At 33.7% G+C, this 24,690-nt stretch carries 18 protein-coding genes and 4 pseudogenes; 3 read left to right on the forward strand and 19 right to left on the reverse strand.

Translation table 11 applies throughout. The features are described from left to right. Window positions 1-7 precede the first annotated feature (7 nt). Window positions 8-223, reverse strand: a complete 216-nt coding sequence (locus P5P89_RS02670) for a hypothetical protein (RefSeq protein ID WP_278010622.1) — start codon at window positions 221-223, stop codon at window positions 8-10. Window positions 224-425: 202 nt separating this feature from the next. Beyond that, complete coding sequence (locus P5P89_RS02675; RefSeq protein ID WP_278010623.1) at window positions 426-905, reverse strand: Dps family protein; 480 nt, start codon at window positions 903-905, stop codon at window positions 426-428. 107 nt (window positions 906-1,012) lie between these two features. On the opposite strand from P5P89_RS02675, the gene P5P89_RS02680 reads away from it, so the two are divergent. Then, window positions 1,013-1,954, forward strand: coding sequence for a LysR substrate-binding domain-containing protein (locus P5P89_RS02680; RefSeq protein WP_269236995.1), 942 nt, complete (start codon window positions 1,013-1,015; stop codon window positions 1,952-1,954). A gap of 88 nt (window positions 1,955-2,042) precedes the next feature. Here the strand turns inward: P5P89_RS02680 and P5P89_RS02685 are convergent, their stop codons facing one another. The 8 genes and pseudogenes from P5P89_RS02685 to P5P89_RS02720 all read right to left on the reverse strand — a co-directional run bounded on the left by P5P89_RS02685 (window position 2,043) and on the right by P5P89_RS02720 (window position 10,760). Then, the gene (locus P5P89_RS02685) at window positions 2,043-2,786 is read right to left on the reverse strand and encodes a rhamnogalacturonan acetylesterase (protein WP_278010624.1); all 744 of its coding nucleotides are present in this window, start codon (window positions 2,784-2,786) and stop codon (window positions 2,043-2,045) included. Window positions 2,787-2,801: 15 nt separating this feature from the next. After that, window positions 2,802-4,151 carry a glycoside hydrolase family 28 protein gene (locus tag P5P89_RS02690; RefSeq protein WP_278010625.1) on the reverse strand — a complete coding sequence of 450 codons (1,350 nt, stop codon included), beginning with the start codon at window positions 4,149-4,151 and terminating at the stop codon, window positions 2,802-2,804. A gap of 62 nt (window positions 4,152-4,213) precedes the next feature. Further along, complete coding sequence (gene pelA / locus P5P89_RS02695) at window positions 4,214-5,314, reverse strand: pectate lyase (protein WP_278010626.1); 1,101 nt, start codon at window positions 5,312-5,314, stop codon at window positions 4,214-4,216. 44 nt (window positions 5,315-5,358) lie between these two features. Further along, window positions 5,359-6,816: a glycoside hydrolase family 43 protein gene (locus P5P89_RS02700; protein WP_278010627.1), complete on the reverse strand. Its 1,458-nt coding sequence runs from the start codon at window positions 6,814-6,816 to the stop codon at window positions 5,359-5,361. 184 nt (window positions 6,817-7,000) lie between these two features. Beyond that, window positions 7,001-8,232: pseudogene (locus tag P5P89_RS02705) on the reverse strand (glycoside hydrolase family 88/105 protein). Window positions 8,233-8,329: 97 nt separating this feature from the next. Continuing rightward, on the reverse strand, window positions 8,330-8,959 hold the full coding sequence (locus P5P89_RS02710) for an alpha/beta hydrolase (protein WP_278010628.1): 630 nt from the start codon (window positions 8,957-8,959) through the stop codon (window positions 8,330-8,332). Window positions 8,960-8,964: 5 nt separating this feature from the next. Then, on the reverse strand, window positions 8,965-9,273 hold the full coding sequence (locus P5P89_RS02715) for a hypothetical protein (protein ID WP_278010629.1): 309 nt from the start codon (window positions 9,271-9,273) through the stop codon (window positions 8,965-8,967). Between the two features lie 92 nt (window positions 9,274-9,365). Continuing rightward, window positions 9,366-10,760: a glycoside hydrolase family 28 protein gene (locus tag P5P89_RS02720; protein WP_278010630.1), complete on the reverse strand. Its 1,395-nt coding sequence runs from the start codon at window positions 10,758-10,760 to the stop codon at window positions 9,366-9,368. A gap of 327 nt (window positions 10,761-11,087) precedes the next feature. On the opposite strand from P5P89_RS02720, the gene P5P89_RS02725 reads away from it, so the two are divergent. Beyond that, on the forward strand, window positions 11,088-12,116 hold the full coding sequence (locus tag P5P89_RS02725; protein WP_278010631.1) for a LacI family DNA-binding transcriptional regulator: 1,029 nt from the start codon (window positions 11,088-11,090) through the stop codon (window positions 12,114-12,116). 270 nt (window positions 12,117-12,386) lie between these two features. Beyond that, window positions 12,387-13,414 (forward strand): annotated as a pseudogene (locus tag P5P89_RS02730) (LacI family DNA-binding transcriptional regulator). A gap of 156 nt (window positions 13,415-13,570) precedes the next feature. On the opposite strand, the pseudogene P5P89_RS02735 reads toward P5P89_RS02730, so the two are convergent. The 9 genes and pseudogenes from P5P89_RS02735 to P5P89_RS02775 form a co-directional block, all read right to left on the reverse strand. Then, window positions 13,571-15,183, reverse strand: a pseudogene (locus P5P89_RS02735) (UxaA family hydrolase). A gap of 21 nt (window positions 15,184-15,204) precedes the next feature. Continuing rightward, complete coding sequence (locus P5P89_RS02740) at window positions 15,205-16,647, reverse strand: tagaturonate reductase (RefSeq protein WP_278010632.1); 1,443 nt, start codon at window positions 16,645-16,647, stop codon at window positions 15,205-15,207. A 210-nt stretch (window positions 16,648-16,857) separates the two neighbouring features. Then, entirely contained in the window at window positions 16,858-17,529 is a 672-nt protein-coding gene (locus P5P89_RS02745) for a bifunctional 4-hydroxy-2-oxoglutarate aldolase/2-dehydro-3-deoxy-phosphogluconate aldolase (protein WP_278010633.1), read from the reverse strand. 7 nt (window positions 17,530-17,536) lie between these two features. Then, window positions 17,537-18,559: a sugar kinase gene (locus tag P5P89_RS02750; RefSeq protein WP_278010634.1), complete on the reverse strand. Its 1,023-nt coding sequence runs from the start codon at window positions 18,557-18,559 to the stop codon at window positions 17,537-17,539. Window positions 18,560-18,572: 13 nt separating this feature from the next. After that, window positions 18,573-19,979: a glucuronate isomerase gene (gene uxaC, locus P5P89_RS02755; RefSeq protein ID WP_278010635.1), complete on the reverse strand. Its 1,407-nt coding sequence runs from the start codon at window positions 19,977-19,979 to the stop codon at window positions 18,573-18,575. A 24-nt stretch (window positions 19,980-20,003) separates the two neighbouring features. Beyond that, entirely contained in the window at window positions 20,004-20,795 is a 792-nt protein-coding gene (locus tag P5P89_RS02760; protein WP_278010636.1) for a gluconate 5-dehydrogenase, read from the reverse strand. A 5-nt stretch (window positions 20,796-20,800) separates the two neighbouring features. Next, the gene (kduI, locus tag P5P89_RS02765) at window positions 20,801-21,640 is read right to left on the reverse strand and encodes a 5-dehydro-4-deoxy-D-glucuronate isomerase (RefSeq protein ID WP_278010637.1); all 840 of its coding nucleotides are present in this window, start codon (window positions 21,638-21,640) and stop codon (window positions 20,801-20,803) included. Window positions 21,641-21,727: 87 nt separating this feature from the next. Further along, window positions 21,728-23,044: an MFS transporter gene (locus tag P5P89_RS02770; protein WP_278010638.1), complete on the reverse strand. Its 1,317-nt coding sequence runs from the start codon at window positions 23,042-23,044 to the stop codon at window positions 21,728-21,730. Between the two features lie 46 nt (window positions 23,045-23,090). Further along, a pseudogene (locus tag P5P89_RS02775) lies at window positions 23,091-24,535 on the reverse strand (MFS transporter). Window positions 24,536-24,690 lie beyond the last annotated feature (155 nt).

Below are 24,690 nucleotides of genomic sequence, written 5' to 3' on the forward strand. Positions count from 1 at the left end.
GGAAGTATTATACGAAGTTTGGGGGTGGTGCAAAAATGCTTGGAGAAATATTGTCAAGTTTTACAATATTTCCTGATACTATAATTTTTGATTCTGTGAAAACAGGCATTGTCAATTCATGATCAACAGCGTCAGCATAAACTGCTGCCTTAATTTCTTTATGAGATTTTTCTTCTTCAGAAATATTGATTGTTATAGCCGCGTTATTGCTTTTCTTTATCATGGCCACAATTGTTGGGGTTGATAAGAAGGCGATAAATATGAATAATAATATGCGGGCTACTAATTTCATCTGAACAAAAATAATGTTATAGATGTAAAATCAAAGTGTCACGTTAAAATTTTTATAGAAATTTAACATTTATAAAAAAGCTGAATAATCGATCTTCGTTACCCAGCCTTCTAAAATACTCACTAATAATGCTTTACAATTCCCCTTCAAGCCATGCATTCATCATCCAAATTGTTTTTTCCTGCTCGGAAATGAAATCACTCATCATTGAATTAGTACCTTCATCATTGATCTCTCCAGATTGATTAAGAATATTTCTTTCAATTTTCAATAAATCAGATAATGAATTTACAATGAGCTGAACTGCTTTTTCATCGTTCGAAATATTCTTTCCAATTGTAAGTTTATTGTTTTTAATATAATCTTCGAAAGTATGCAATGGTGTTCCGCCAATTGTCAAAACTCTTTCGGCTATCATATCAATTTTTAATTGTGCATCAGTATACAATTCTTCAAATTTTACATGTAAATCGAAGAAACGTTTTCCTCTTATATTCCAATGAATTCCTCTTAAATTCTGATAGTAAATCTGAAAGTTTGATAGCAGTACGTTCAATTCATTTACTACTAATTCTGATTCTTTAACGGGTAGTCCTAAAATATTTGTTTTCATCTTTATCTATTTTATAGTATGTTTTTTACAAATTTAAAATAAGTTGTTCCGAAAAAGCATAGTTAAAAATTATATTTTCTTATTTTTGCATCACAAAATACTATGAAATGACTATTACTCAATTACAATATGTTTTAGCAGTGGCTGAACATAAAAATTTTACATTAGCTGCAGAAAAATGTTTCGTGACTCAGCCTACATTAAGTATGCAAATACAAAAAATTGAAGAAGAACTTAATATTTTAATTTTTGACAGAAGTAAAAAACCCATTCAGCTTACTGATATTGGCCAAAAAATTGTAAATCAGGCAAAGAATATTGTAAACGAAGCAAATCGTATCCAGGATATTGTAGAGCAGCAGAAAGGTTTTATTGGAGGGGAATTCCGTTTAGGGATAATCCCAACCATAATGCCTACACTTTTACCGATGTTTTTAAATAATTTTATAAAAAAATATCCAAAAGTAAAACTTTTGATTGAGGAGCTAAATACAGATGAGATCATTGTAAAATTAAAAAATGGCCATTTGGATGCTGCTATAGCCGCAACTCCTCTCGAGGATGAAAAAATCAAGGAAATCGTATTGTATTTTGAGCCTTTTGTCGCTTACATTCCTGAGCATCATTCTGTTTACCAAAAAGAAGAGATAGAAGTTTCTGATTTAAATATCAATGAAATTTTATTATTACAAGACGGACATTGCTTTAGAGACGGGATCCTGAATTTGTGTAAAAACGCTACTGAAATCGAACAAAACAATTTCCAGATACAAAGTGGAAGTTTTGAGACCCTTATAAAATTAGCTGATGAAGGTTTGGGGACAACATTGCTTCCTTATCTTCATACCCTAGATTTAAAGGAATCTGACAAATTAAAACTGCGTAATTTTAAAGAACCAAAACCTGCGCGTGAAGTGAGTTTAATTTACCCAAAAAGCGAATTAAAAATGCAGATCATTGATGCTTTAAGAAGTACAATTGCAGGTGTTGTAAAAGGAGCTATTGTTTTTCAGAACGTTCAAATCATTAGTCCTTTGCAAAAAAAATAGTTCGATTAATTCCATAATTAGTCTTAAAAATAAAAAATCGTATCCGGAGTTTTAATTCGAATACGATTTTTTATAATTTAATTGAAATTTATTTGATTCCCTTTTTAAGTTTTTCAACTGAAGGGTCTTCCAAAAGTTTTATTTGATTAACAACAATCTGTGCTATTTCTGTTGCGCCTTTCAAGGAAAGATGTGTATCATCTGCTTTATCTTCTTTATAAAAAGGATTTTCCCCTGCTTTAAAATGCAAATGCAGTTGCCTTGATTTTTCAGGACCATAAGACTGTTCCAACAGTTCTGTATAGTATTCTAAATCTATAAAAGGAACTTTATATTCCTGGGCAACCAGTCTTGTTTCGAGAGGATAATCTCCATGCGTACCAATTAAAACACCTTTTTCATTAAAGTTTCTTCTTGTAATTGAAGTTAGTAAAATTGGAATTGCTCCCTTTTCACGACTTTCTTTTACGAAACGAATTAAATTATGCCTGTATGCAGTATGCGGATTTGTATAACGCAATGAATCCATGTTTTTTTGGTCATTATGCCCAAACTCGATAAAAACATAATCCCCTTTTTTAAGACTATTATAAACTGCCTCCCATTGTTTTTCAGCAATAAAGCTTCTGGTACTTCTTCCGTTTAAAGCCCTGTTATCTATAACAATATTATCTTTAAAAAAAGGTTGTAAAACCTGAGCCCAACCGTGTTCCGGATTTTTATCAGGATCTTTTTTATTTGCCATTGTCGAATCACCGATGGTGTAAACGGTAGTCTTTTGTGCAAAACAAACGGTTGAAACCAACCAAAAAATTAATATGTACTTTTTCATTTTATTTGTATTAAACTATTTTGCTGCTGAAGGAACTGTAGCTTTTTCTCCGATGAAAACTTCATTCAGAATGACATTATCAGCATTTGTACTTGAAATAGCATTTTTTGCGGACTTAATTTCGATATTGTTTAAAGAGATATTCTTGATTTTTTTATCTGCAAAACCCTGTATGACAATACCCGAAGCAGATGCTTTATTACACGAAATATCAGAGAAAAATACATTTGAAATTTCAGACTGATATCCTTTTCCCTCTCCGTGGTAATTTGCGGTTATATAAAGACAGTCTTCTACTTCATCGAGTTGAATATTCCTAACAAAAACATTTTTTATGAATCCTCCCCTGTCAGCGTTAGTTTTCAGATAAATCCCTCTTTTCAGATAACCAACTGTTTTGCAATTTTCCACAAAAACATTTTTTACACCTGCAGACATTTCGCTTCCAATAACCACTCCGTGAAGTCCTTTGAAATTGCAGTTTCTAATAATAATATTTTCACTTGGAGTCGCTGAGTTAGCTCTTCCTTCATGATCTCTTCCTGCTTTTATGGCAACATTATCATCGCCATTATTGAACGTTACATTTTCAATTAAAACGTTTTTTGCATACTCAGGATCAATACCATCATTATTATAATTCAAAGATTTGTAACTTATCCCTCTGATAGTTATACTTTCAGACTTGAGCAAATGCACACACCAAAAAGGCGAATTTTCAATTCGAACATTTTCAATCAATATATTCGAACATTTAAAAAACTGAATCATCTGCGGACGCAAAAAGTAACCTGTCCCAAATTTTCTGTCTATTAATGAAACATTCGTATGGTTCATTTCGCGACTGAGTTCTTTTCCTTTTCCTTCTTTTGCCTTAAAAGTTTTCCAGGTCTTTCCTCCTTCTCCATCAATTGTTCCTTCACCGGTTATTGCAATATTTTTACAATCATAAGCATATATTAACGGACTATAATTATAAAGCATTGTGCCTTCCCAACTAGTTAAGACCATTGGTAAATAATCCTCAGGTTTGTCACTAAATTTAATTTTTGCTCCTTTTTCAATTTTCAAATTCACATTGCTGACAAAATGAATCGGGCCATTTAAAAGATAAATTCCTTTTGGAACTACAATTGTCCCCCCATTATTTTTTTTACACAATGCCATTGCCTTATCGAAAAAAGGTTTGCTGTTGGAAACCGAATCACCTTTAGCACCCAGCTTTTCCACACTAACCTGATAAGAAGGTATTTTTGGCAACTGAATAGCATTTATAATCGAATCTGTCTTTGCTGTTGGGAATTTATTTTCCTGAGCAAAGCCAGTTACTGAAAACAATAGAAAGATAAGAAGTCTAATATTCATGATTTATATTTTATCAAGGAAAATCTATGTCCTGACTCAGAAAACAATTATGTAATTAAAAATTATTCTGAATCACTACTTTCTAAATTATTCTTTTTTGCCCACTTCTTATATTTTTTAAGGACTTCTTTAGGTTCATTAGAATACCATGAATAACCATTTCTTCTTTCTTCTCCAATATCAGTTATAAATCTCTTTTTAACTCCGTCACGGTCGCAAAAAATTGCCTCATTAGTATCAAGTTCTGCAAATCTTGGCCAAATTGGCGCTCCATCTACCATAGGATACATTTTTTTTCCTATAATTTTACCGTCTTCATCATAGATGCGTTCTTCTTTAAGATTCGTTATTTTTGTTTTTTCAAACCAGTCGTAAGCGCTTTTTACAGCTATCTTAATTTCCGGTGAAGGATTATCAATAGACATTAAAAACAATACAACTTTTGCAGATTCCTTTCCGCTTAAAGAAGCAAGTTCATAAGCTCTTGCATCAGCTGGTGCAAAAGTAACTTCATCATGTTGTGCACACCAAACTGTGAGAACACCATTTTGTTTATATTGCGTTTTTAGAATACATTCAATTCCTTTACTAACTGCAATTTTGGCTTTGTCAATAACCTCCTGTGATGGTTTAATACTGTAATACGGGGTTTCATTTGCTATTTCCTTTAATACATTCAAAACATCCACCATTGAATTATCATTATATGTGATATGTGTGTAGTAACCTTTTTTTAACGGAAAGTATTGAGGCCAACCACCATTAGGATATTGTGCAGAAAGTAAATAATTCACTGCTCTCAAAAATGAATCTTTATATCTTTCATCTTTTGTCTGTGCATACATTTTTGAAACAAAAAGTATTTCCTGAGTTGTAGCTCTATTATCGATTGTACAATCTTTTGCTATTGGCTTTAGGGCTACTAATTTAGCTTTTTCTTCTTCTGTCAGTTCATTAAGCATTGGAATATTTTTAGGCCAGCCTCCAATATCCCTTTGGTAAAGCAAAACATTTTCGCCTACTTTTTTACCTTCTTCAGATCCAAACCAGGCGGAGTAACTTTTTACAATTAAGTCCGGCCATTTTTTGGCTTTATCCTGTGCATTTACATGACAGCCAGTAATGATTAGAAGTAATAACGCTGTCTTTTTGAGTTGATTCATTTAATTGGTTAATTTTAGTTATTTATTTAGTTATTTATTTAGTTTTAGTCAGTTATTCTGAACCAGTCAATTGCTACGCTTCCCGCATCATTTATAACTCCTTCTCTAAGAGCTAAAAATCCTATCTTAGCACCTATCCATTTTCCTTCTCTGGCTGTAAAAGTGTCACCTATTGCATTGAATTTTTGTCCATCTTCACTATAGAAAAAATTACATATTCCTCCCGATTTTACTTTTACCTGCAGGTATATTGTCCTGTCTTTTATTGCGATTTTCTTACTTTCAGATTCGATTCCTTTTTTATCCGATCTTAAAGCTGTTTTTTGCGAAAGAAATAATTTTCCTTCGTTTTGCTTGAGACATAAAAAACTATAATCGAGTCCCATGATAACCAGCCCTGTATATTCTCCATCGAATCTGGAATTGAAAGTAATTTTTGTAGTCGCCGTAAACTCATTTGCCGGGATTTTTTGCAAAAGTAAATTGGGAATATCAAACAGGTTATTATAATCTTTAGGGACAGAGATACAATTCAAATTATAGTAACCCATTGAGGTAGGAAGCCCCCATGTTATCTGCGGATTTGCATGCCACTGCCATTGAAGCCCAAGTTTAGGATTATTAAATTCATCACTTTCAGGTGGTGTTGCAACCGGAAAAGTTTTTTTACCAACATTTGGTTTTTTATATACCATAACAGGCTCTCCAATACCATCATTATCCTCATCGCTTCCAATTACCGGCCAGTCCTGCTGCCATTTCATAGGCTGCAAATGAACAACTCTTCCGTAAGCAAACTGATCCTGAAAATGAAGAAACCAGTCTTCACCTGTTTGTGTCTGAACCCATGCACCCTGATGCGGGCCGTTAACAGTTGTTTTTCCCTGTTCCATCACTTTTCTTTTTTCATAAGGACCAAAAATATTCTTAGCCCTCATAACGGTCTGCCAGCCGGTCGCTACTCCTCCAGCCGGAGCAAAAATATAATAATAACCATTACGTATATAAAATTTAGGTCCTTCAATGGTTGGTTCATCCGGATGTCCGTCAATAATCATAACATCATCATTATTTGCAGATAAACCATCCGGATTCATTGAACAGACTGCCAAAACACTTTTTATTCCGGCACGGCTGCCAGCAAACGCATAACCCAGATATGCCTTCCCATCCTCATCCCACAAAGGCGTTGGATCAATCAACCCTTTTCCTTCTTTTACCATAACTGGTTCAGACCATGGTCCTTCGGCTTTTTTTGATTTCACAACATAAATTCCAAAATCAGGATCGGGATAGTAAATATAAAACTCATTTTTATGAAAACGGATGCAGGGAGCCCACACTCCATTTCCATGCTGAACTTTATTATACACTTCTAATGGTTTTTGTCTGGAAAGTGCATGTCCAATCAATTTCCAGTTTACCAAATCCTTTGAATGAAGAATAGGCAGGCCAGGAATACAATTAAAAGATGAAGCGGTCATATAATAATTATCTCCCACCCTGATAGCATCCGGATCAGAATAATCAGCATATAAAACAGGGTTTTTATAAGTGCCGTCACCCTGATCTGCTACCCAGACATTTGAATAATTCTTTTGTTTTTTTCCTGCGCTATTGAATTCTGCATCAAAATACTGGACAACAAAAGAGATGTTATTATGACAAATTTCATTTAAAAAGGTATTATCTGTTTAATTCTAATGCTGCCAGAATAAAAGGGCCTGTTGCTTTAGGATCATTATCTTTCTTTTTTTCATTTACATAATATTCATAAGAACCATCTCTGTATGGAGTTCCTCCAAGTCCCGCTACCTGACAAGCCTGAGTTAATGTTATAGTTCCGTCTGCGTCAACTTTGATTAACTGAGTAGTTAGTCCATCAAAAGCTTTGTTGGCTATTTTTTTGAATTTTGCAGGTAAATATCCTTTATTAACACCTTTTGCAAATGCATAGGCAAACATGGATGAGCCTGAAGCTTCAAGATAATTTCCTTCCTTTTCCATTTTATCTGTAACCTGATACCATAAACCCGATTTATGCTGATATTTTGCTAAACTTTCCGAAACTTTATTTAAATAACCAACCAATTCTTTTTGTTTTGGATGATCTTTCGGGAAATAATCTAAAGCATCAACAAGAGCCATTACATACCAGCCAAGAGCTCTGGACCAAAAGTTTGGTGAATTTCCTGTTTCTTTGTTTGCCCATGGCATTTGCTTGCTCTCATCCCATCCATGATATAATAAACCTGTAGCCGGATCTGTTGCATGTAATTGAATTTGTTCGAACTGATGGGCAACATCATCAAGGTTTTTTCCTCCTTCAAAAGTTGCTGTATATTCAGCATAGAAAGGTTCCCCCATGTACAAACCATCTAACCACATTTGATTAGGATAGATTTTTTTATGCCAGAATCCTCCGGACTGCGTTCTTGGATGCACCGTTAACTGTTGGCGTAACAATTGCATCGCTTTTAAATATTTTTCTTCTTTTGTTTTATCATAAGCATTAAAAAGCAAACGCCCAGCCACAATCATATCGATATTGTATTTTTCAATTTCATACGTTTTGATTGTGCCGTCATTTTGAATTAATGCATCTAAATACCCCTGAACATAAGATGCATATGCCGGATTTGGATTTTTTTATATAATTCCTGAAATGAATACAAAACAAGACCGTGAACGTAGTCCCATTTTGGAGCTTTAGAATCATCAATCTGCCAGGATTGAGGATGGCGTTTCATTAATGTCAACGCCATTTTGTCTGACCATTTCAAATCTTTAGAAATTACTGTTTGATTTGTAGAATTTGCATTTTTTCCTGCTTCAGGTGATGCTGTCTTGCATCCAAAAATTGCGAATGAAACGAAAAGTGTGGCGACTTTTAAAGTGTTGATTGTGTTGTTTAACATAGTAATTATTTTAACTTTTTGGAAATTCTATTTATCTGATTACATATAATTATAAAACTATAATGCTATCAAATTATATTTCGCATTTGTACTTAATTTATTTCTTTTTAAAAATTTTATCTAAAAATTGAGTTGTATACAAGATGGTTTCATCTAGCCAGGGAGCAAAAAACCAAAAAGAATGGGGCGAATCCTTAATAGTCTGCACTTCATTGTAAACATTATTTATATTCAAAATTTTAATCATATCATCTCTTCCTGCATGAAATCTCGGAATACTACTATTCAAAAATAATGTTGGCGGTGTATTCTTATCTGTATGAGTCAAACCAGAAGCATTTTTCCAGTTTTCAGGTTTTTCATCAAAAGTACCTTTAAGCCATAAAGCTGCTACTTCACCTTCCGATGATTCCGGGTGTTTAAAAGCTAAAATGCCATCTATATTAATAATTGCATTTACCTCAGATGAAGATTTGCTTTTATTCAAAACATCATCAAAAGCCGGATTCTTATTTGTTGTACCAATCAAAGCAGCCATTTGACCTCCTGAAGAACATCCTAAAACAGCAATTTTGTCTGGGTCTACATGGAATTTTCGTGCATTATCTTTTATAAATCTTATTGCATTTTTAACATCGAAAATTCCCTCCGGATACTTGGCTTCTAATGAAAGCCTGTATTCAATTGCAAAACAGGAATATCCTTCTGAAGCAATTCTCTGTGCCATCGTTCTCATCTGACTTTTATTACCTGATTTCCACCCCCTCCGTGAATCATAACTACAGCAGGATTTTTTCTTTTGATTTTATTCAAATACGCATCAAAATGTAATGCCCTATTTTTATCCTGACTATAAACCACATCGTTAATTTCAATAACATTTTTATTTTTTACTTCTTCAGCAATTTTTATGAAAGGATATTTTTTTATTAGTTTAGCATAGGTGCTTTTTATCGTATATGAAGTATCGATGGGAAAATTGATTTGTCCAAAAAAAGAATTTGATACAAAGAACAGAACTGTTAAAAAAATATTCTTCATAAACTAATTTAGCTAATATACAAATCTGGCAAAATAACAGACTTTCTCTCTATAATGATTGAAAATAACAATAATAATATACAGTAAAAAAATCAATTTTTAACTGATTCTACATTTTTGTCATTGATATAAGTATTTATAAAATTAAAATTCCTGATATTTTTCAATAGATAAACAGAGTCCGCCTTTTCGATAATAACGTTCTTAAGCGTAATATTTTCGACCGGGGATTCTTTATATCCTTCAGCCCAAATGCCATATTTACCTGCTTTTTTTACTTTTACGTTTTCTAAACTTACATTTCTGATAACAGGAATGAAGTTTCCTGTCTGCGAACCGTATACGTTATAAAACATATTTAACTTCAAGACACATTCTTTAACCGTTCCTACTTCCAGATTCCTCACATAAACATTTTCAATAACTCCACCTCGTTTAGAATTTGTTTTGATGCGAATTGCCCTGTCTAAATTTGGACTATCCATAACACAATTCTCTACAAAAACATTATTTACACCTGCGGATATTTCGCTACCAATTACAACTCCTCCATGACCGTCTATCATTTTACAATTTTGTACAATAATATTTTTGCTTGGTATTCCTACTCTTCTTCCATCAGCATCTCTTCCTGATTTTATAGCAATGCAATCGTCTCCTGTGTTAAACACACAATTTTTAATTATTATATTTTGCGAATATTCAGGATCACAACCATCATTATTAGGTCCATGACTATCCACTGTAACCCCGTCTATAATTACATTATTGGATTTTATTGGGTGCAAAATCCAAAAAGGTGCATTAATTACTTTAATATCTTTTATTAGAACAGTATTGCATTCAAAGAATTCAATAAAATTAGGCCTTAAATAACGTCCTTCACCAAAAATCCTTTCTGAAACCGGCACACCTTTTTCAGCCATATCAACCAAAACTTCACGATTAGTTGGATCATTTTGCGAAGGAATCCCTTTTTTCCAGCCATAATCTTTAGCACCGGACCATAGCCACCAGTTGCCACTACTGGCCTGGCCATTCAAAATACCTCTACCTGTTATAGCAACATTTGTTTTATTTTTAGCATAAATAAGAGGAGAATAATTCATTAATTCTGTTCCTTCAAAAGAAGTATGAACTATTGGATAATCTTTTGGATTTGTACTAAACAGAATTTCTGCATTATCTTCCAAATGCAAATTCACATTATTTTCCAAATGTATAGGCCCGGTTAAGTATTTTCCTTCGGAAACAATAACTCTTCCACCACCATTAGAAGTACAAGCTTTTATTGCCTTTTCAAAAGCAATTGTATTGAACGCAACTCCATCTCCAACTGCGCCAAAATCTTTCACATCATAATCTTTCTCTAAAAAATTAACTTGAGGCATAGTCTTTATAACAAAGTCCATTTTTTTCCATGGATCTTCAATTGATGTTTCTAATGTTTTGAGCCTGCAAGACATAAAAACAATACAACATATCATTATTAAAAATGAGTAATTATTTTTAAAAACATTATACACCATCATTTTATAGTATTCTATTTATTAATCAAGACTTTTTAAATTATGTAATCGATTACACGAAAGTAAAGAAATCGAATTACATCAACAAATAAATTTGAATAAAAATTATGCATTTATTTTTAAAAAGTAATATTAATTGTAATTGTTGTAAAAAAAACATAATTTTTTACCATTGCTCTATCATATTTAACAAGTGGCTTTTTTTTGGTAATCGATAACATTTTATCCTTCTGTTTGCAAAAAAAATGTATTTTTGTGTTAAAATAATCAAAATATGAATTTTGAATGAGCGAAAAAATAACCATTTATGATATTGCAAAAAAATTAAATATAACTGCTGCCACAGTATCAAGAGCGCTGAATAACAGCCCTAAAATAAAAGACAGCACCAAAAAATTAGTTCTTGAAACTGCTGCCTCAATGAACTATAAACAAAATAAATTAGCTTTAGCTTTAAAAAGCGGGAGAAGCAATAATATTGGAGTTATTGTACCGCGTATTGACAGTAATTTTTTTGCATCTGTAATTAGAGGAATCGAAGAAGAGCTCTACTCACACGGTTATCAGGTTATTATTTGCCAGACTCATGAAAATCCAAAAAGAGAAAATGAAAATCTTTACACCTTAATTGATGCTCAGGTTGATGGTATTTTAATGTCAGTTACAGATGTTACGAGTGAAAATGATGGCGCTTTTCGTAACGTATTGGAAAAGAATGTACCATTGATTTTCTTTGACAGAAGCAAACATATAGACGGTGTAAGTTCGGTTACAATAAATGATTTTAAAGGCGGTTACATAGCTACAAAACAATTAATTAGTCAAGGATGTAAATATATTGCACATCTATCCGGAGATCTGTCATTAGAAATTTTCAAAAATAGATTTTTAGGATACAAACAGGCTTTACTGGATAATGGAATCCAGTTTAACGAAAAATATGTTATTCAGTCAAAAAGTAGTGTTGAAGCTGGAAAAAATGCCATTAATATTTTACTGGAACTTGAAACACCTCCTGACGCTATATTTTCTTCAAGTGATTTTGCTGCCTTAGGCGCTATTCAGGAATTAAGAGACCGAAACATTAGTATTCCGCAAGAGTTTTGTGTTGCAGGCTTTAGTAATGAACCTTTCACTAAGTTTATGGAGCTATCAATAACTTCTGTTGATCAGTCTCCTCTTGAAATGGGAAGGATGTCAGCACGCGTCTTTTTAGAACAAGCTGGTAAAACAGACACTATTAAAATCGAAAAAAAGGTAGTTTTAGCACCAGAATTACATATTCGTAAATCCACGTCCAGAATAAATTTATGATTACTCTTGCTATTTGCAATCCATTTCTCCTAATAACGTTTAGTTTTTCTGTAAAAATCTAATATTCTTTCTATTCATAATCAAAACTTTTACATCACATATTCTCAATAAAAACAATTACATTAATTGTAAAATAAAAAACCTGTAATTTCATTTTTACACATATTTATAGCTAAAATAATAACATTTTATCAATCGATGATATTTTCTATTGAATTATTCAAAAAAAAGTATTTTTGTCCTGAATAAAATAAAAGAATATTTTTTTGAATGAGTGAAAAAACCACTATATACGATATTGCTAAGAGACTAAACATTACTGCTGCTACTGTTTCAAGAGCTTTAAATAATAACCCGAAAATAAAAAAAGCACACGCGAATTAGTACAGCAAACAGCTGACTTAATGGGTTACAAACCCAACAAGTTGGCATTGGCTTTAAAAAGTGGAAGAAGCAACAATATAGGTATCATCGTTCCTCGCGTTGACAATAATTTTTTTGGAACCGTAATCAGAGGTATTGAAGAAGAACTGTATCCTCACGGCTATCATGTTATTATTTCACAGACTCATGATGATCCCAAAAGAGAAAATGAAAACCTGTATGCTTTAATCGATGCACAGGTAGATGGCATCTTAATGTCTGTTACTGATGTTACTGATGAAAATTATGAAGCCTTTCAAAACGTTCTCCAAAAAAATGTTCCTTTAATTTTCTTTGACAGAACCAGGCATATTGACGGAGTTAGCTCTGTAACTATTAATGACTTTAAAGGAGGATATCTTACTACAAAACATTTAATCAATGAAGGCTGTAGACATATCGCTCATTTTTCCAGAGACCAGTCACTTGATATATTTAGAAATAGATTTTTAGGCTATAAGCAAGCGTTACTGGATAGTGGAATACCTTTTAAGGAAGAATATGTTATTCCTATTAAAAGTAGTGTAGAATCAGGAAAAGAAGCCATAGAAATTTTATTACAGCTTGAAACTCCTCCGGATGCTATATTTTCTTCAAGTGATTTTGCCGCTTTAGGTGCCATTCAGGAATTAAAAGAAAGAAACATCTCTATTCCTGATGATTTTTGTGTAGCAGGATTCAGTAATGAACCTTTTACAAAGTTCATGGAACTATCAATAACTTCAGTCGACCAGTCTCCGCTTGAAATGGGAAAAATGGCTGCAAAGGTATTCTTAGAGCAAATAAGTAAAACCGAAACTATTAAAATACAAAAAAAGGTAATACTTGCACCCGAATTGCATATTCGCCAGTCTTCAACAAGAATTACCTTTTGATCTCTCATTAAATAAATTATGTGAATTTTATTTAATTTGCAAATCGTTACGTTACATCTTAAATTTTTATCTCTAATGAGAAACAAAAAAAGGCAGCTTTATCAGCTGCCTTTCTAGATAGTAAAAATTAATTATATAAGTTAAACGTTGGAAAAATTATAATGAAACCCCTCTTTTCCAAGGAATAAACACATCTTGTTTCAACTGATCTGCTTTTGTTTCCACGTTTCCACTAGCTAATTCTATAATATAATCTACAAGTTCTTCTCCAACTTCCGTGATGTTTTTTTCACCAGTAATTACAGTTCCAGCATTGAAATCAATAATATCCGACATTCTATTGGTTAATGCCGTGTTCGAAGCTATTTTCACAACGGGCGCAACCGGATTTCCCATCGGATTTCCTAAACCTGTGGTAAATAAAACAATTGTTGCTCCTGATCCAACCAATCCTGTGGTACATTCAGCGTCATTTCCTGGTGTATTTAGGAGATTTAAACCTGGTTTTGAAATATATTCGCCATAATCCAAAACATCTACAATTGGTGCAGTACCACCTTTTTTAGATGCACCAGCAGATTTCATAGCGTCGGTAATTAATCCGTCTTTAATATTTCCTGGAGATGGGTTCATATCAAACCCTGAACCTGCATCTACAACAGATTTTTCAAAAGCTTTCATCAAAGATAAAAACTTATCTGCTTTTTCTTCGTCCACACATCGGTTCATCAATTCTTGCTCAACGCCACATAATTCCGGAAACTCTGCCAAAATGGATTTAGCTCCCAAAGCTGCGAAAATATCAGAAACAACTCCCAATGCCGGATTTGCCGATATACCTGAAAATCCGTCAGATCCGCCACATTCCAAACCAATACTTAATTTTGAAATAGGAGCAGGTTTACGTTCAATTTTGTTAGCTCTTTTAATGGCTTCATAAGAATCTTTAATCACCATCTGGAACATTTGATCGGTAGTTCCAATTTGTTGCTGCTCGTAGATCAAAATTTCTTTATCACAATTTGGACTCATTGCTTTCAATGCAGCTTTGAAAATATCTACCTGCAAATTTTGACAGCCCAAACTTAAAATAGTAGCACCAGCAACATTTGGATTGTTAACATATCCTGCAAGCAGTTTTGCCAACAATTCAGAATCTTGTCGAATTCCTCCACAACCACCTTGATGATTGATAAATTTTACTTCAATATTATCTAAAAGATTTTCATTTGAATTTCTCTCAGCTACTTCTTCTACACTTTTCTCTTCAATTAAAGAACGTAATAAGTTCTTATAAGAAACTTCTTTTTTGGCAGTAATTCGTTTTCGAAAATATCTTTGAGTTTTTCGATATTTTTATTTTCACAAAAAACTAACGGAATAAATAGCCACACATTTTTAGTCCCAACTTGTCCATCTGTACGGTGGTACCCGTTGAAAGTTTTATCTTTCCAACGATCTACATTTGGTGGAGTCCAACCTAAGTTTCCGTTTTTACCAAAAACTTTTTCGCTTTCATGTTTGACATTTTCAGTAGTAATTACCTCTCCTTTTTTTATAGGTTTTACAGCTTTCCCTACCAAAACCCCATACATTATAATCTCATCACCAATTGCAAAATCTTTCTCTGTAATTTTATGTTTTGCTTTAACATCAGTTGTTGGTGAAACCGTAGTTCCTTCAAACATAATTTGTTCGTTTTGCACCAAATCAGTTAAAGCGACAATTACGTTATCTGCCGGATTTACTTTTATTAATTTTTTTTGCATGATAATAATTTTAAAATCTAATTAGTACTTTGCGCTGAAATTAGCGTAACCTTTTTCAATTCCATTTGCTTCAATTTCAGTTAAAGCTACAACTAATGCTTCAGAAAGACCATTAATTTTTGTTAAATCCTGACCCCAAAAATCAGTGTTAGCCAAAACAGCATCCACAACTGAATCTAAAGCTCCTAATTGCCATGCACTGTTAAATGCCTCAACTAATTCGGGAGTATCTTTTACTGGCAATGCTTCATTATTCCATGTTCCTTTATAAAATTGTATTAAAGAAGCCAATGAAAAAGTCAAACTAACCGGCAATTTTTTATTTGCATTATAATATCCTAATAAACTTGGTAAAACCCTTACTTTGAATTTTGAAATAGAATTTAAAGCAATATCAGCAAGTGCATGTTTGATAAATGGATTTTTAAAACGATCCATTACCTCTTCAGAATAGGCAGCGATTTCATTTTTGTCCATCGCAAGCGTTTCGCTGATTTCACTGATAACGCTGTTTACGAATTTCCCAGTAAAATCACCATTAACAGTTTCCATTACTAATTTGTTACCGTATAAAAGTGAAGTAGGAACCATTGCTGTATGCGCGCCATTCAAAATACGAACTTTTATCATCTTGAAAGGACGAATATCGTCAACGATTTTCACATTTAAATCCGTTTTATGAAAAGGAAGCTTTTGTTTTAAATCTTCACCACCTTCGATAGCCCAAAGGAAAAATGGCTCAGCAGCAACAATTAAATTGTCCTGATAATCTAATTTATTGTTATAATCTTCAATTTCTGCTCTTGGGTATCCCGGAACGATTCTGTCAACCAGAGTACTGTGGTATGTACACGCCTCCGTTAACCATGTTTTGAATGAATCCTCTAATTTCCATAAATCTGCATATTGTAAAATATATTTCTTTAGGGTCTCGGAATTATAATCGATCAATTCACAAGGAATGATAGTAACCCCTTTAGATGCATCGCCATTAAAATGCTTGAATCTTTCATATAACAAAACAGTTAGTTTGGCAGGAAATGCTACTGGCGGCTGCATATCCGGAGTATCAGTATCAATAAATTCAATTCCTGCTTCAGTAGTATTTGAAACAATAAACTGAAGTTCTTCTTCTTTAGCTAAAGCTAAATAATCTGCAAATTCAGTATATGGATTTATAGCTTTTACAATATTATCAATTAACTGGATATCCTGTATTTTTTCTCCTTTTTTAATACCATTCATGAACAGAGTATACAAACCATCCTGCTCATTAATCATGTTTACCATACCATCTTTTAATGGCTGAACAACTGCAATACCAGCATTAAAATCAACCTCTTTGTTTAGTTTGTGAAAAGCATAATCAACAAATGCTCTTAGGAAGTTACCTTCACCAAACTGAACTACTTTAATTGGATTTAATTTCTCTAATCCTGTATTTACTCTATTTAACTTTTTCATTTGAATTTTTCTCTAATAATGTTATAAATAACCTCATTAATCCCTTACCTGTTTTTTAATTGTAAAAGAAACATTACACTTGTAAAAGATTAAAATAAAGTTTGCTGTGAGGAGTGACAAGCTTTATTTTTCAAGCGTAATGTTCAATTACAACCTTTAAAACTCTAAAAAAAAATGCTTTACAATAAGGAACAACTAATTATTCTTTATTTATTTTTTTCTAATATCTTTTATGATGTTTAAAACATCACTTACTTTATTTTTCAATCCATCAAAATCCTGTTTATCCAACAAATCTTTTGATATTAATTGTGAGCCAAGACCAACACATGTAGCACCAGCATTCAGCCATGAAGACAAACTTTCTACAGTTGGATAAACGCCTCCTGTAGGCATAATTGTAGTCCATGGACATGGCCCTTTTATTGCTTTAATAAATTCTGGTCCGTAAGTATCTGCAGGAAATAACTTTACGACTTCACAGCCTAATTCTTCTGCTCTTGCAATTTCAGAAAGCGTTCCACAGCCGGGAGACCATAAAACTTTTCTACGGTTACATGCTATTGCAATATCTTCTCTAAATACCGGAGTTACAATAAAATTTGCACCAAGCTGCATATATAATGAAGCTGCTGCTGCATCAGTAACAGAACCAACACCTAGCATCATTCCAGGCAATTCGGCCAATGCATATTTATTTAATGCTCCAAAAACTTCAAAAGCAAAATCTCCTCTGCTGGTAAATTCCATTAGTCTGGATCCTCCATCGTAACAGGCTTTTAATACTTTTTTACTGATTTCAATATCCGAATGAAAAAACAATGGAACCATCCCGTTGTCTTTCATCGTCTGAGCTACTTCAATTCTTGAATACTTTGCCATACTTTATTTATCTTGATACTAATCCGGCAGAGTTTCCTCCTGCCATGTTTTCAACTTCTTTTAATGTAACTAAATTGTAATCTCCGGCAATTGTATGTTTCAAGCAACAAGCAGCTACTGCAAAATCTAATGCCTTTTGTTTATCCTCTTTGTATTCAACTAATCCGTAGATTAATCCTCCCATAAAGGCGTCGCCACTACCTACCCTGTCAATTACAGGAGTTACTTCCTGTACAGCAGCATTAAAAATGGTTTTCCCATCAAATAAAACACCTCCGATTCTTTGATGAGAAGCACTAACGGAATAACGTAATGTAGTTGCCACTGTTTTTAAGTTCGGACAAAGCTCATATAACTTAGAATATAAAGCCGGTAATGATTTTTCGTCTTGATAATCCGGGTTTACTTTAGGTATTCCCAACATAAAATAAGCTGTATCAATGTCTCCTAAAATAACGTGACTGTATTTTAATAACTCAGGCATAACCTCGCTTGGTGTTTTGCCATATTGCCATAATTTTGATCTGTAATTCAAATCACATGAAATGGTCAATCCTAATTCATGCGCTATCTGAACTGCTTCCAGACAAGCTTCTGCAGCACTTTGAGAAATAGCAGCCGAGATTCCGCTAAAGTGAAACCAGGTTGCTCCTTCAAGTACTTTTTTCCAGTCAATGTCCCCTTTTTTAATCGTTGCCATCGAGCTATGCGCGCGGTCGTACACCACATTGCTTCCTCTGGTTCCTGCTCCTGTTTCTAAATAATACGTTCCTAAACGTTCTCCGCCGTAAACAATACTTTTAGACTCAACATTCATTTTACGCATCTCCTGCACAGCACAGTAACCAATTTCGTTTTCAGGCAATCTGGTAACAAACTCAGCATTAATACCGTAATTCGCTAAAGAAACACAAACGTTAAATTCACCTCCGCCATAAGAAGCTGTAAACGCTTTAGCCTGAGAAAAACGCAAATGTCTTTCTGTAGAAAAACGCAACATTATTTCGCCGAATGCAACTACTTTACTCATTGTCAATATTTAATTAAAATTTAAAATATTCTTTTGCATTGTTATACGAAATATCAGAAACCATTTTCCCGATCCATTCCATATCAGCAGGAAGTTCACCTCTCTGAATTTCATCTCCAAGAAGATTACAAAGAATACGTCTGAAATATTCGTGTCTTGGGAAAGACAAGAAACTTCTGGAGTCGGTCAGCATTCCAACAAAACAGCTAATTAATCCCATGTTTGAAAGGGCATTTAATTGTTTTGTCATTCCGTCTTTCTGATCCAAAAACCACCATCCTGAACCAAACTGCACTTTTCCTCTAACGCTTCCGTCATTAAAGTTACCAATCATGGTAGCCATTACCTCGTTATCAGCAGGGTTTAGGTTATAAATAATTGTTTTTGTTAATTTATCTTTACTATCTAAAGCATTTAAAAAAGCAGATAATTTTTGAGCCTGAGGATAATCCCCGATAGAATCCCATCCTGTGTCAGGTCCTAAAATTCTGTGCATACGCGCATTATTGTTACGTAAAGCTCCTAAGTGAAATTGCTGAACCCATCCCAATTCATGGTATGTTTCAGATAAAAACAATAATACTGCACTCTGGAATTTCAATGCTTCTTCAGGAGTAATCGTTTGATTTTCTCTTTTCTTTTTGAAGATTGCATTTACTTCAGATTCAGTAAAGTTTTCGAAATAAATCTGATCTAAACCATGATCACTTAACTTACATCCGTTTGCATTAAAGAAATCAATTCTTTTTCTTAGTGCTGAAAGTAAATCAGCGTAAGTACTGATTGCTACTCCGGACACATCCCCCAATGTGTCCAGATAAGCATTGTAACCGTCATTTGAAATCAAAATAGCTTTATCAGGCCTAAAAGCCGTGCTCATTTTAGTTTCAAAAGGATTACTGTTTAATTTTTGGTGAAACTCTAAAGTATCAATAGGATCTTCTGTAGTACAAACTAGTTCAGCATTTACTTTTTTAAGCAAATTGCGTGTACTGTATTCTGCCGAGTTTACTTTTGCCGAAGCTTCCTCATATATTCTTTCAGCAGATTTTTCATTCAGCAAATCGTAAATATCAAAATAACGTGCCAATTCTAAGTGAGTCCAATGATACAAAGGATTACGCATTGTATACGGAACTGTTTTTGCCCAGTTTAAGAATTTATCTTTATCAGAACCATTACCTGTAACAAACTGCTCGTTAATTCCTAATGTACGCATTGCACGCCATTTGTAGTGATCTCCGTTTATCCACACATTTGTGATATTGTCAAAAATTTTATCTTCTGCAATAAACTGTGGATTTAAGTGATTGTGATAATCAATAATAGGCTGATTTTTCGAATAGTTATGGTATAACTCCTCAGCGTATTTATTTTCAAGTAAAAAATTATCGTTTATGAATGTTTTATTAGAACTCATGATTTTTTTAATATAATAGAAAAATTATTCTTCGTTAGATGGTTTTCCAATTGTTGCAAGGATTCCGCCATCAACATATAAAATGTGACCGTTAACAAAATCACTGGCTTTTGATGACAAGAATATTGCAGCTCCAGCTAAATCACTTGGATCTCCCCATTTTGCAGCAGGAGTTCTGCTAATGATAAAATCGTTAAAAGGATGTCCGTCAACTCGGATTGGCTTAGTTTGCTCAGTTGCAAAATAACCAGGTCCGATTCCGTTTATCTGAACATTATATTTTGCCCATTCTGTTGCCATATTTTTGGTCAGCATTTTCAAACCTCCTTTTGCGGCAGCGTAGGCAGAAACCGTATTTCTACCCAATTCACTCATCATAGAGCAAATGTTGATGATTTTCCCTTGTCTTCTTTCGATCATTCCTTTAGCAACATGCTTAGAAACAATAAACGGGCTAACTAAATCAATATCAACAACCTCTCTGAAATCAGCAACTTCCATTTCCAATAGAGGAATTCTTTTAATGATTCCGGCGTTATTGATTAAAATATCGATTGATCCTACTTCGCTTTCAATTTTCGCTACAGCAGCACTAACTTCTTTTTCTTCTGTTACATTGAATTTGTAACCAACAGCATTAATTCCTTCACTTTTTAATTCTGCTACAGCATTATCAATTTTTTCCTGAGAAGAGTTTCCGTTAACGACAATCGTTGCGCCTGCCTGACCTAATCCTTTTGCCATTGCCATTCCCAGTCCGTGAGTACTTCCTGTGATTAAAGCAACTTTTCCTTTTATATCAAATAAGTTTGTCATGATTCTTATCTTAAATCTGTGATTTTACAAACATCCATATCTCCGTAATCTAAATTCTCACCTGCCATTCCCCAGATAAAAGTGTAATTGCTCGTTCCTGAACCGGAGTGAATAGACCATGGCGGAGAAATTACTGCCTGATGATTATTCATCCAGATATGTCTTGTTTCCTGAGGCTGTCCCATAAAATGGCATACGGCCTGGTTTTCCGGGATATCTAAATAAAAATACACTTCCATACGACGATCGTGAACGTGTGCCGGCATGGTATTCCAAACACTCCCAGGTTTTAATTCTGTCATACCCATTTGTAATTGGCAAGTTGTGACAACACTACCAATAATCATTTGGTTTACAGTTCGGTGATTAGCCGTTTCCATTGTTCCCAACTGTAGTTTATTAGCTTCAGCTAAACTTACTTTTTTAGTTGGATAAGTGGTGTGTGCTGGTGCAGAGTTTAAATAAAATTTAGCTGGATTACTGCTGTCGTCGCTTTTAAAAACAACGTCTTTATTTCCAGCACCGATATACAAAGCATCTTTAAAACCTAACTCATAAGATGTTCCTTCCACAACAACAGAACCACTTCCTCCTACATTAATAATACCCAACTCTCTTCTCTCCAAAAAATAAGGTGCTTTAAGCGGATCAATAGTTTCCAAAACTAAATTTCCTTTTACCGGAACTGCTGAACCGGTTATATATCTGTCATAATGAGAATAAACGAATACTACTTCATCTTCCTGCATCAAATCATTAATCAGAAACTCATTTCTCAATTGCTGGGTATCATATTTTTTTACAGCCTCAGGGCTTGATGCGTATCTTGAACTATATTTTGTCATAATTTTAAATTAATGTAATCGATTGCACAAAATTATATTTTTATATTTAAATATCATAATAGAAATGAAAATTTATTTGTGTAATTATCACACTTCTACTTTTTTCATTTTCGGAACTAAGATATGCATAATTAACCATGCTGAAAGATATGCTGCTCCACAAATACAAAACATTATAAAATATCCTGTTTCAATTTTTCCAATTTTAGTATAATAAACAAACATATTTTTTTGTACTAAAACCGTTAGTAAAATTCCTCCAAGTGCTCCAAACATTCCTCCTATTCCTGTTACAGAAGCAGTTGCTTTTTTAGGAAACATATCAGACACAGTTGTAAATATATTTGCACTCCACGCCTGATGCGCAGAAACCGCCAAACCTATTACTAAAATTGCCCACCACATATTTATTGTTCCTAAATATTGAGAGAACAATACGGGTAAAACAGCAAAAGCATAAAGCAGCATACTTGTTTTTCGTGCTTTATATGCCGGCCAGTTTTTCTCAATTAATTTTAATGGAAGCCAGCCGCCAAAAATACTTCCAACACTTCCTATCACATATACTAAAGCGCAGGGCCAGATAATTTCTGTAGCTGAAAGTTTATATTGCTTCATCAGGAAATCAGGCAACCAGAACAAATAAAACCACCAAACGGGATCTGTCAACAATTTTCCAATTGCAAAAGCCCATGTTTGACGAAAACCCAACAATTTCAACCACGAAACTTTCTCTGTATCTTTTTCTTCAATTAACTCAGTTTTATCAGCAGTAATATATTCTAATTCTGCCTGAGATAAACGCTTTTGTTTTTGAGGCACTTCATATAAAACGAACCATAATGCCAACCATATAAATCCTATAACACCTGTAGCAATAAATGCCCATTGCCAACCATAATTTTCTGCTATAAAAGGAACAGATAAAGGAACAATTATGGCACCAATATTACTTCCTGAATTGAAGATACCCGTTGCCAAAGCACGCTCTTTTTGTGGAAACCATTCTGCTGTAGCTTTTATCGCTGCAGGAAAATTACCTGCCTCCGTCACACCTAAAAACACACGTGCTATTAAAAAACCTCCTGTCCCGGTAGCAAATGCATGCCCAACAGCTGCCAAACTCCATAAACCGGTTGCTATTGCATAACCTAATTTTGTACCTAATTTATCAATAATTCCTCCTGCAATCAGCATTCCAAGTGCATAGGCAATTTTAAAAGCCAATTCTATATTAGAGTAATCAATTACTTCCTGCTCCGGGGTCCAGTGAAAGGCTTCTGCAAGAAAAGGCCGTAGATAACTAATTACATTTCGATCTAAATAATTTACGGTAGTAGCAAAGAAAACTAAGCTACAGATAGTCCAGCGATACTTTCCTATCGCGGCATTGGTTTGGTTCATAATTCAGTTTGGTTTGGTTGGTTAAATTAGTTAGTATAAAATCTTTTTAAAGATCCGTAATTGGCGCATATTTAGGAACCAAAGTTTTCATCACAATCCAGCCTGTTAAATAACATACTGCACAAATTGAAAAAATGATAAAATATCCAGCCTCAATTCCCTGAAAGCCCATAAAAGACATATTTGTATCTTTACTATAATCGAACAATAATCCAGAACCTTTGTTAATTAAAGTTGAACCAATTCCACCAGCTAAACCTCCAATACCTGTAATAGTTGCAATTGCTTTTTTAGGAAACATATCACCAACTGTTGTAAAAATATTAGCCGACCATGACTGGTGAGCTGCCCCGGCAATACCTATAATAATTACCGGCAACCAGTAACTAATATAGCCTAATGGCTGTGCTACTAAAGCTAACAATGGAAAAAAAGCAAAAATCAACATAGCTCTCATTCTTCCTTCATACGGATTCATACCTTTTTTTCAACAAAATAAGTCGGAAGCCATCCACCTATAATTGACAAAAGTGTAATCATATACAAAACAAATAGTGGTAAGGCAGCCTCAGTAGAGTCCATTCCATAGACAGAACTCAAATAAGCAGGAGTCCAGAACAAAAAGAACCACCAAACACCATCTGTCATAAATTTCCCAAAAGCAAATGCCCAGGTTTGTTTGTATTTAAAGCAATCTACAAGGGAAACTTTTGTTTTGGTTTCAGGTACATAACCTACTATTTTACTATCCTCTATTTCATCTTGCTGAATATAAGCTAATTCAGCTGCACTAACTTTTGGGTGTTTTTCAGGTTTATCATACATAAAAACCCAGAATCCCATCCATACAAAACCTAAAGCCCCAATAATAATAAACGCCATTTCCCAACCAAAAGCCTTAGCAATGAAAGGAATTGTTATTGGCGCAGCTAAAGCTCCTACTGTTGCTCCAGCGTTAAAAATACTTGTTGAAAATGCCCTGTCTTTTTTAGGAAAATATTCTGCTGTAGTTTTAATAGCAGCCGGGAAATTTCCTGCTTCTCCAACAGCTAAAACAAAACGGGCAAAAATAAACAGAGTAACACTCACATTAATTACCAATGCTGTATCATTAACTGTATGAATAGCATCTTTGGCACCTTCAAAACCCACAAACCAGTCCCCTGTTATAATCCCTGAAGTCGCAATACCACAAAATGCATGCAAACAAGCACCTAAAGACCATATTCCGATAGCCCATAAAAATCCTTTTTTTGTATCCAGCCAATCCACAAATCTTCCTGCAAATAGTAAAGAAACTGCATAAAAGATAGAAAATAAAGCTGTAATGTTTCCATAATCATTATTAGTCCAGTGAAATTCAGGAGCAATAAAATCGCTCCACGTTAACGAAAGAACTTGTCTGTCTAAATAATTAATGGTTGTTGCAAAAAACAACAATGCACATATACTCCAGCGATAATTTCCAATAGATTGGTTTTTTTGACTCATAGTAATTATGTTTGTTTGGCTTATTTAAAACCTTTTAATTAATTAAAAATGTATTTTTTACAATTACAAACAAACGCAATATTTTTATATTAACCATACGTTTTTAAGATATAATTAATTTTCAAATAAAACCAAAAAATGTAATCGATTGCACA

This window comes from Flavobacterium gyeonganense, assembly GCF_029625295.1.
GTDB lineage: Bacteria > Bacteroidota > Bacteroidia > Flavobacteriales > Flavobacteriaceae > Flavobacterium > Flavobacterium gyeonganense.

Excerpts from the sequence above, each read along its gene's own strand:
- P5P89_RS02745 (WP_278010633.1), bottom strand. The coding sequence starts at position 17,529 with ATGGCAAAGTATTCAAGAATTGAAGTAGCTCAGACGATGAAAGACAAC.
- P5P89_RS02770 (WP_278010638.1), bottom strand. The coding sequence starts at position 23,044 with ATGAACCAAACCAATGCCGCGATAGGAAAGTATCGCTGGACTATCTGT.
- P5P89_RS02715 (WP_278010629.1), bottom strand. The coding sequence starts at position 9,273 with ATGAAGAATATTTTTTTAACAGTTCTGTTCTTTGTATCAAATTCTTTT.
- P5P89_RS02675 (WP_278010623.1), bottom strand. The coding sequence starts at position 905 with ATGAAAACAAATATTTTAGGACTACCCGTTAAAGAATCAGAATTAGTA.
- P5P89_RS02690 (WP_278010625.1), bottom strand. The coding sequence starts at position 4,151 with ATGAATATTAGACTTCTTATCTTTCTATTGTTTTCAGTAACTGGCTTT.
- P5P89_RS02750 (WP_278010634.1), bottom strand. The coding sequence starts at position 18,559 with ATGAGTAAAGTAGTTGCATTCGGCGAAATAATGTTGCGTTTTTCTACA.
- P5P89_RS02685 (WP_278010624.1), bottom strand. The coding sequence starts at position 2,786 with ATGAAAAAGTACATATTAATTTTTTGGTTGGTTTCAACCGTTTGTTTT.
- P5P89_RS02720 (WP_278010630.1), bottom strand. The coding sequence starts at position 10,760 with ATGATATGTTGTATTGTTTTTATGTCTTGCAGGCTCAAAACATTAGAA.
- P5P89_RS02710 (WP_278010628.1), bottom strand. The coding sequence starts at position 8,959 with ATGGCACAGAGAATTGCTTCAGAAGGATATTCCTGTTTTGCAATTGAA.
- P5P89_RS02760 (WP_278010636.1), bottom strand. The coding sequence starts at position 20,795 with ATGACAAACTTATTTGATATAAAAGGAAAAGTTGCTTTAATCACAGGA.
- pelA (WP_278010626.1), bottom strand. The coding sequence starts at position 5,314 with ATGAATCAACTCAAAAAGACAGCGTTATTACTTCTAATCATTACTGGC.
- kduI (WP_278010637.1), bottom strand. The coding sequence starts at position 21,640 with ATGACAAAATATAGTTCAAGATACGCATCAAGCCCTGAGGCTGTAAAA.
- P5P89_RS02725 (WP_278010631.1), top strand. The coding sequence starts at position 11,088 with ATGAGCGAAAAAATAACCATTTATGATATTGCAAAAAAATTAAATATA.
- P5P89_RS02680 (WP_269236995.1), top strand. The coding sequence starts at position 1,013 with ATGACTATTACTCAATTACAATATGTTTTAGCAGTGGCTGAACATAAA.
- uxaC (WP_278010635.1), bottom strand. The coding sequence starts at position 19,979 with ATGAGTTCTAATAAAACATTCATAAACGATAATTTTTTACTTGAAAAT.
- P5P89_RS02670 (WP_278010622.1), bottom strand. The coding sequence starts at position 223 with ATGATAAAGAAAAGCAATAACGCGGCTATAACAATCAATATTTCTGAA.
- P5P89_RS02740 (WP_278010632.1), bottom strand. The coding sequence starts at position 16,647 with ATGAAAAAGTTAAATAGAGTAAATACAGGATTAGAGAAATTAAATCCA.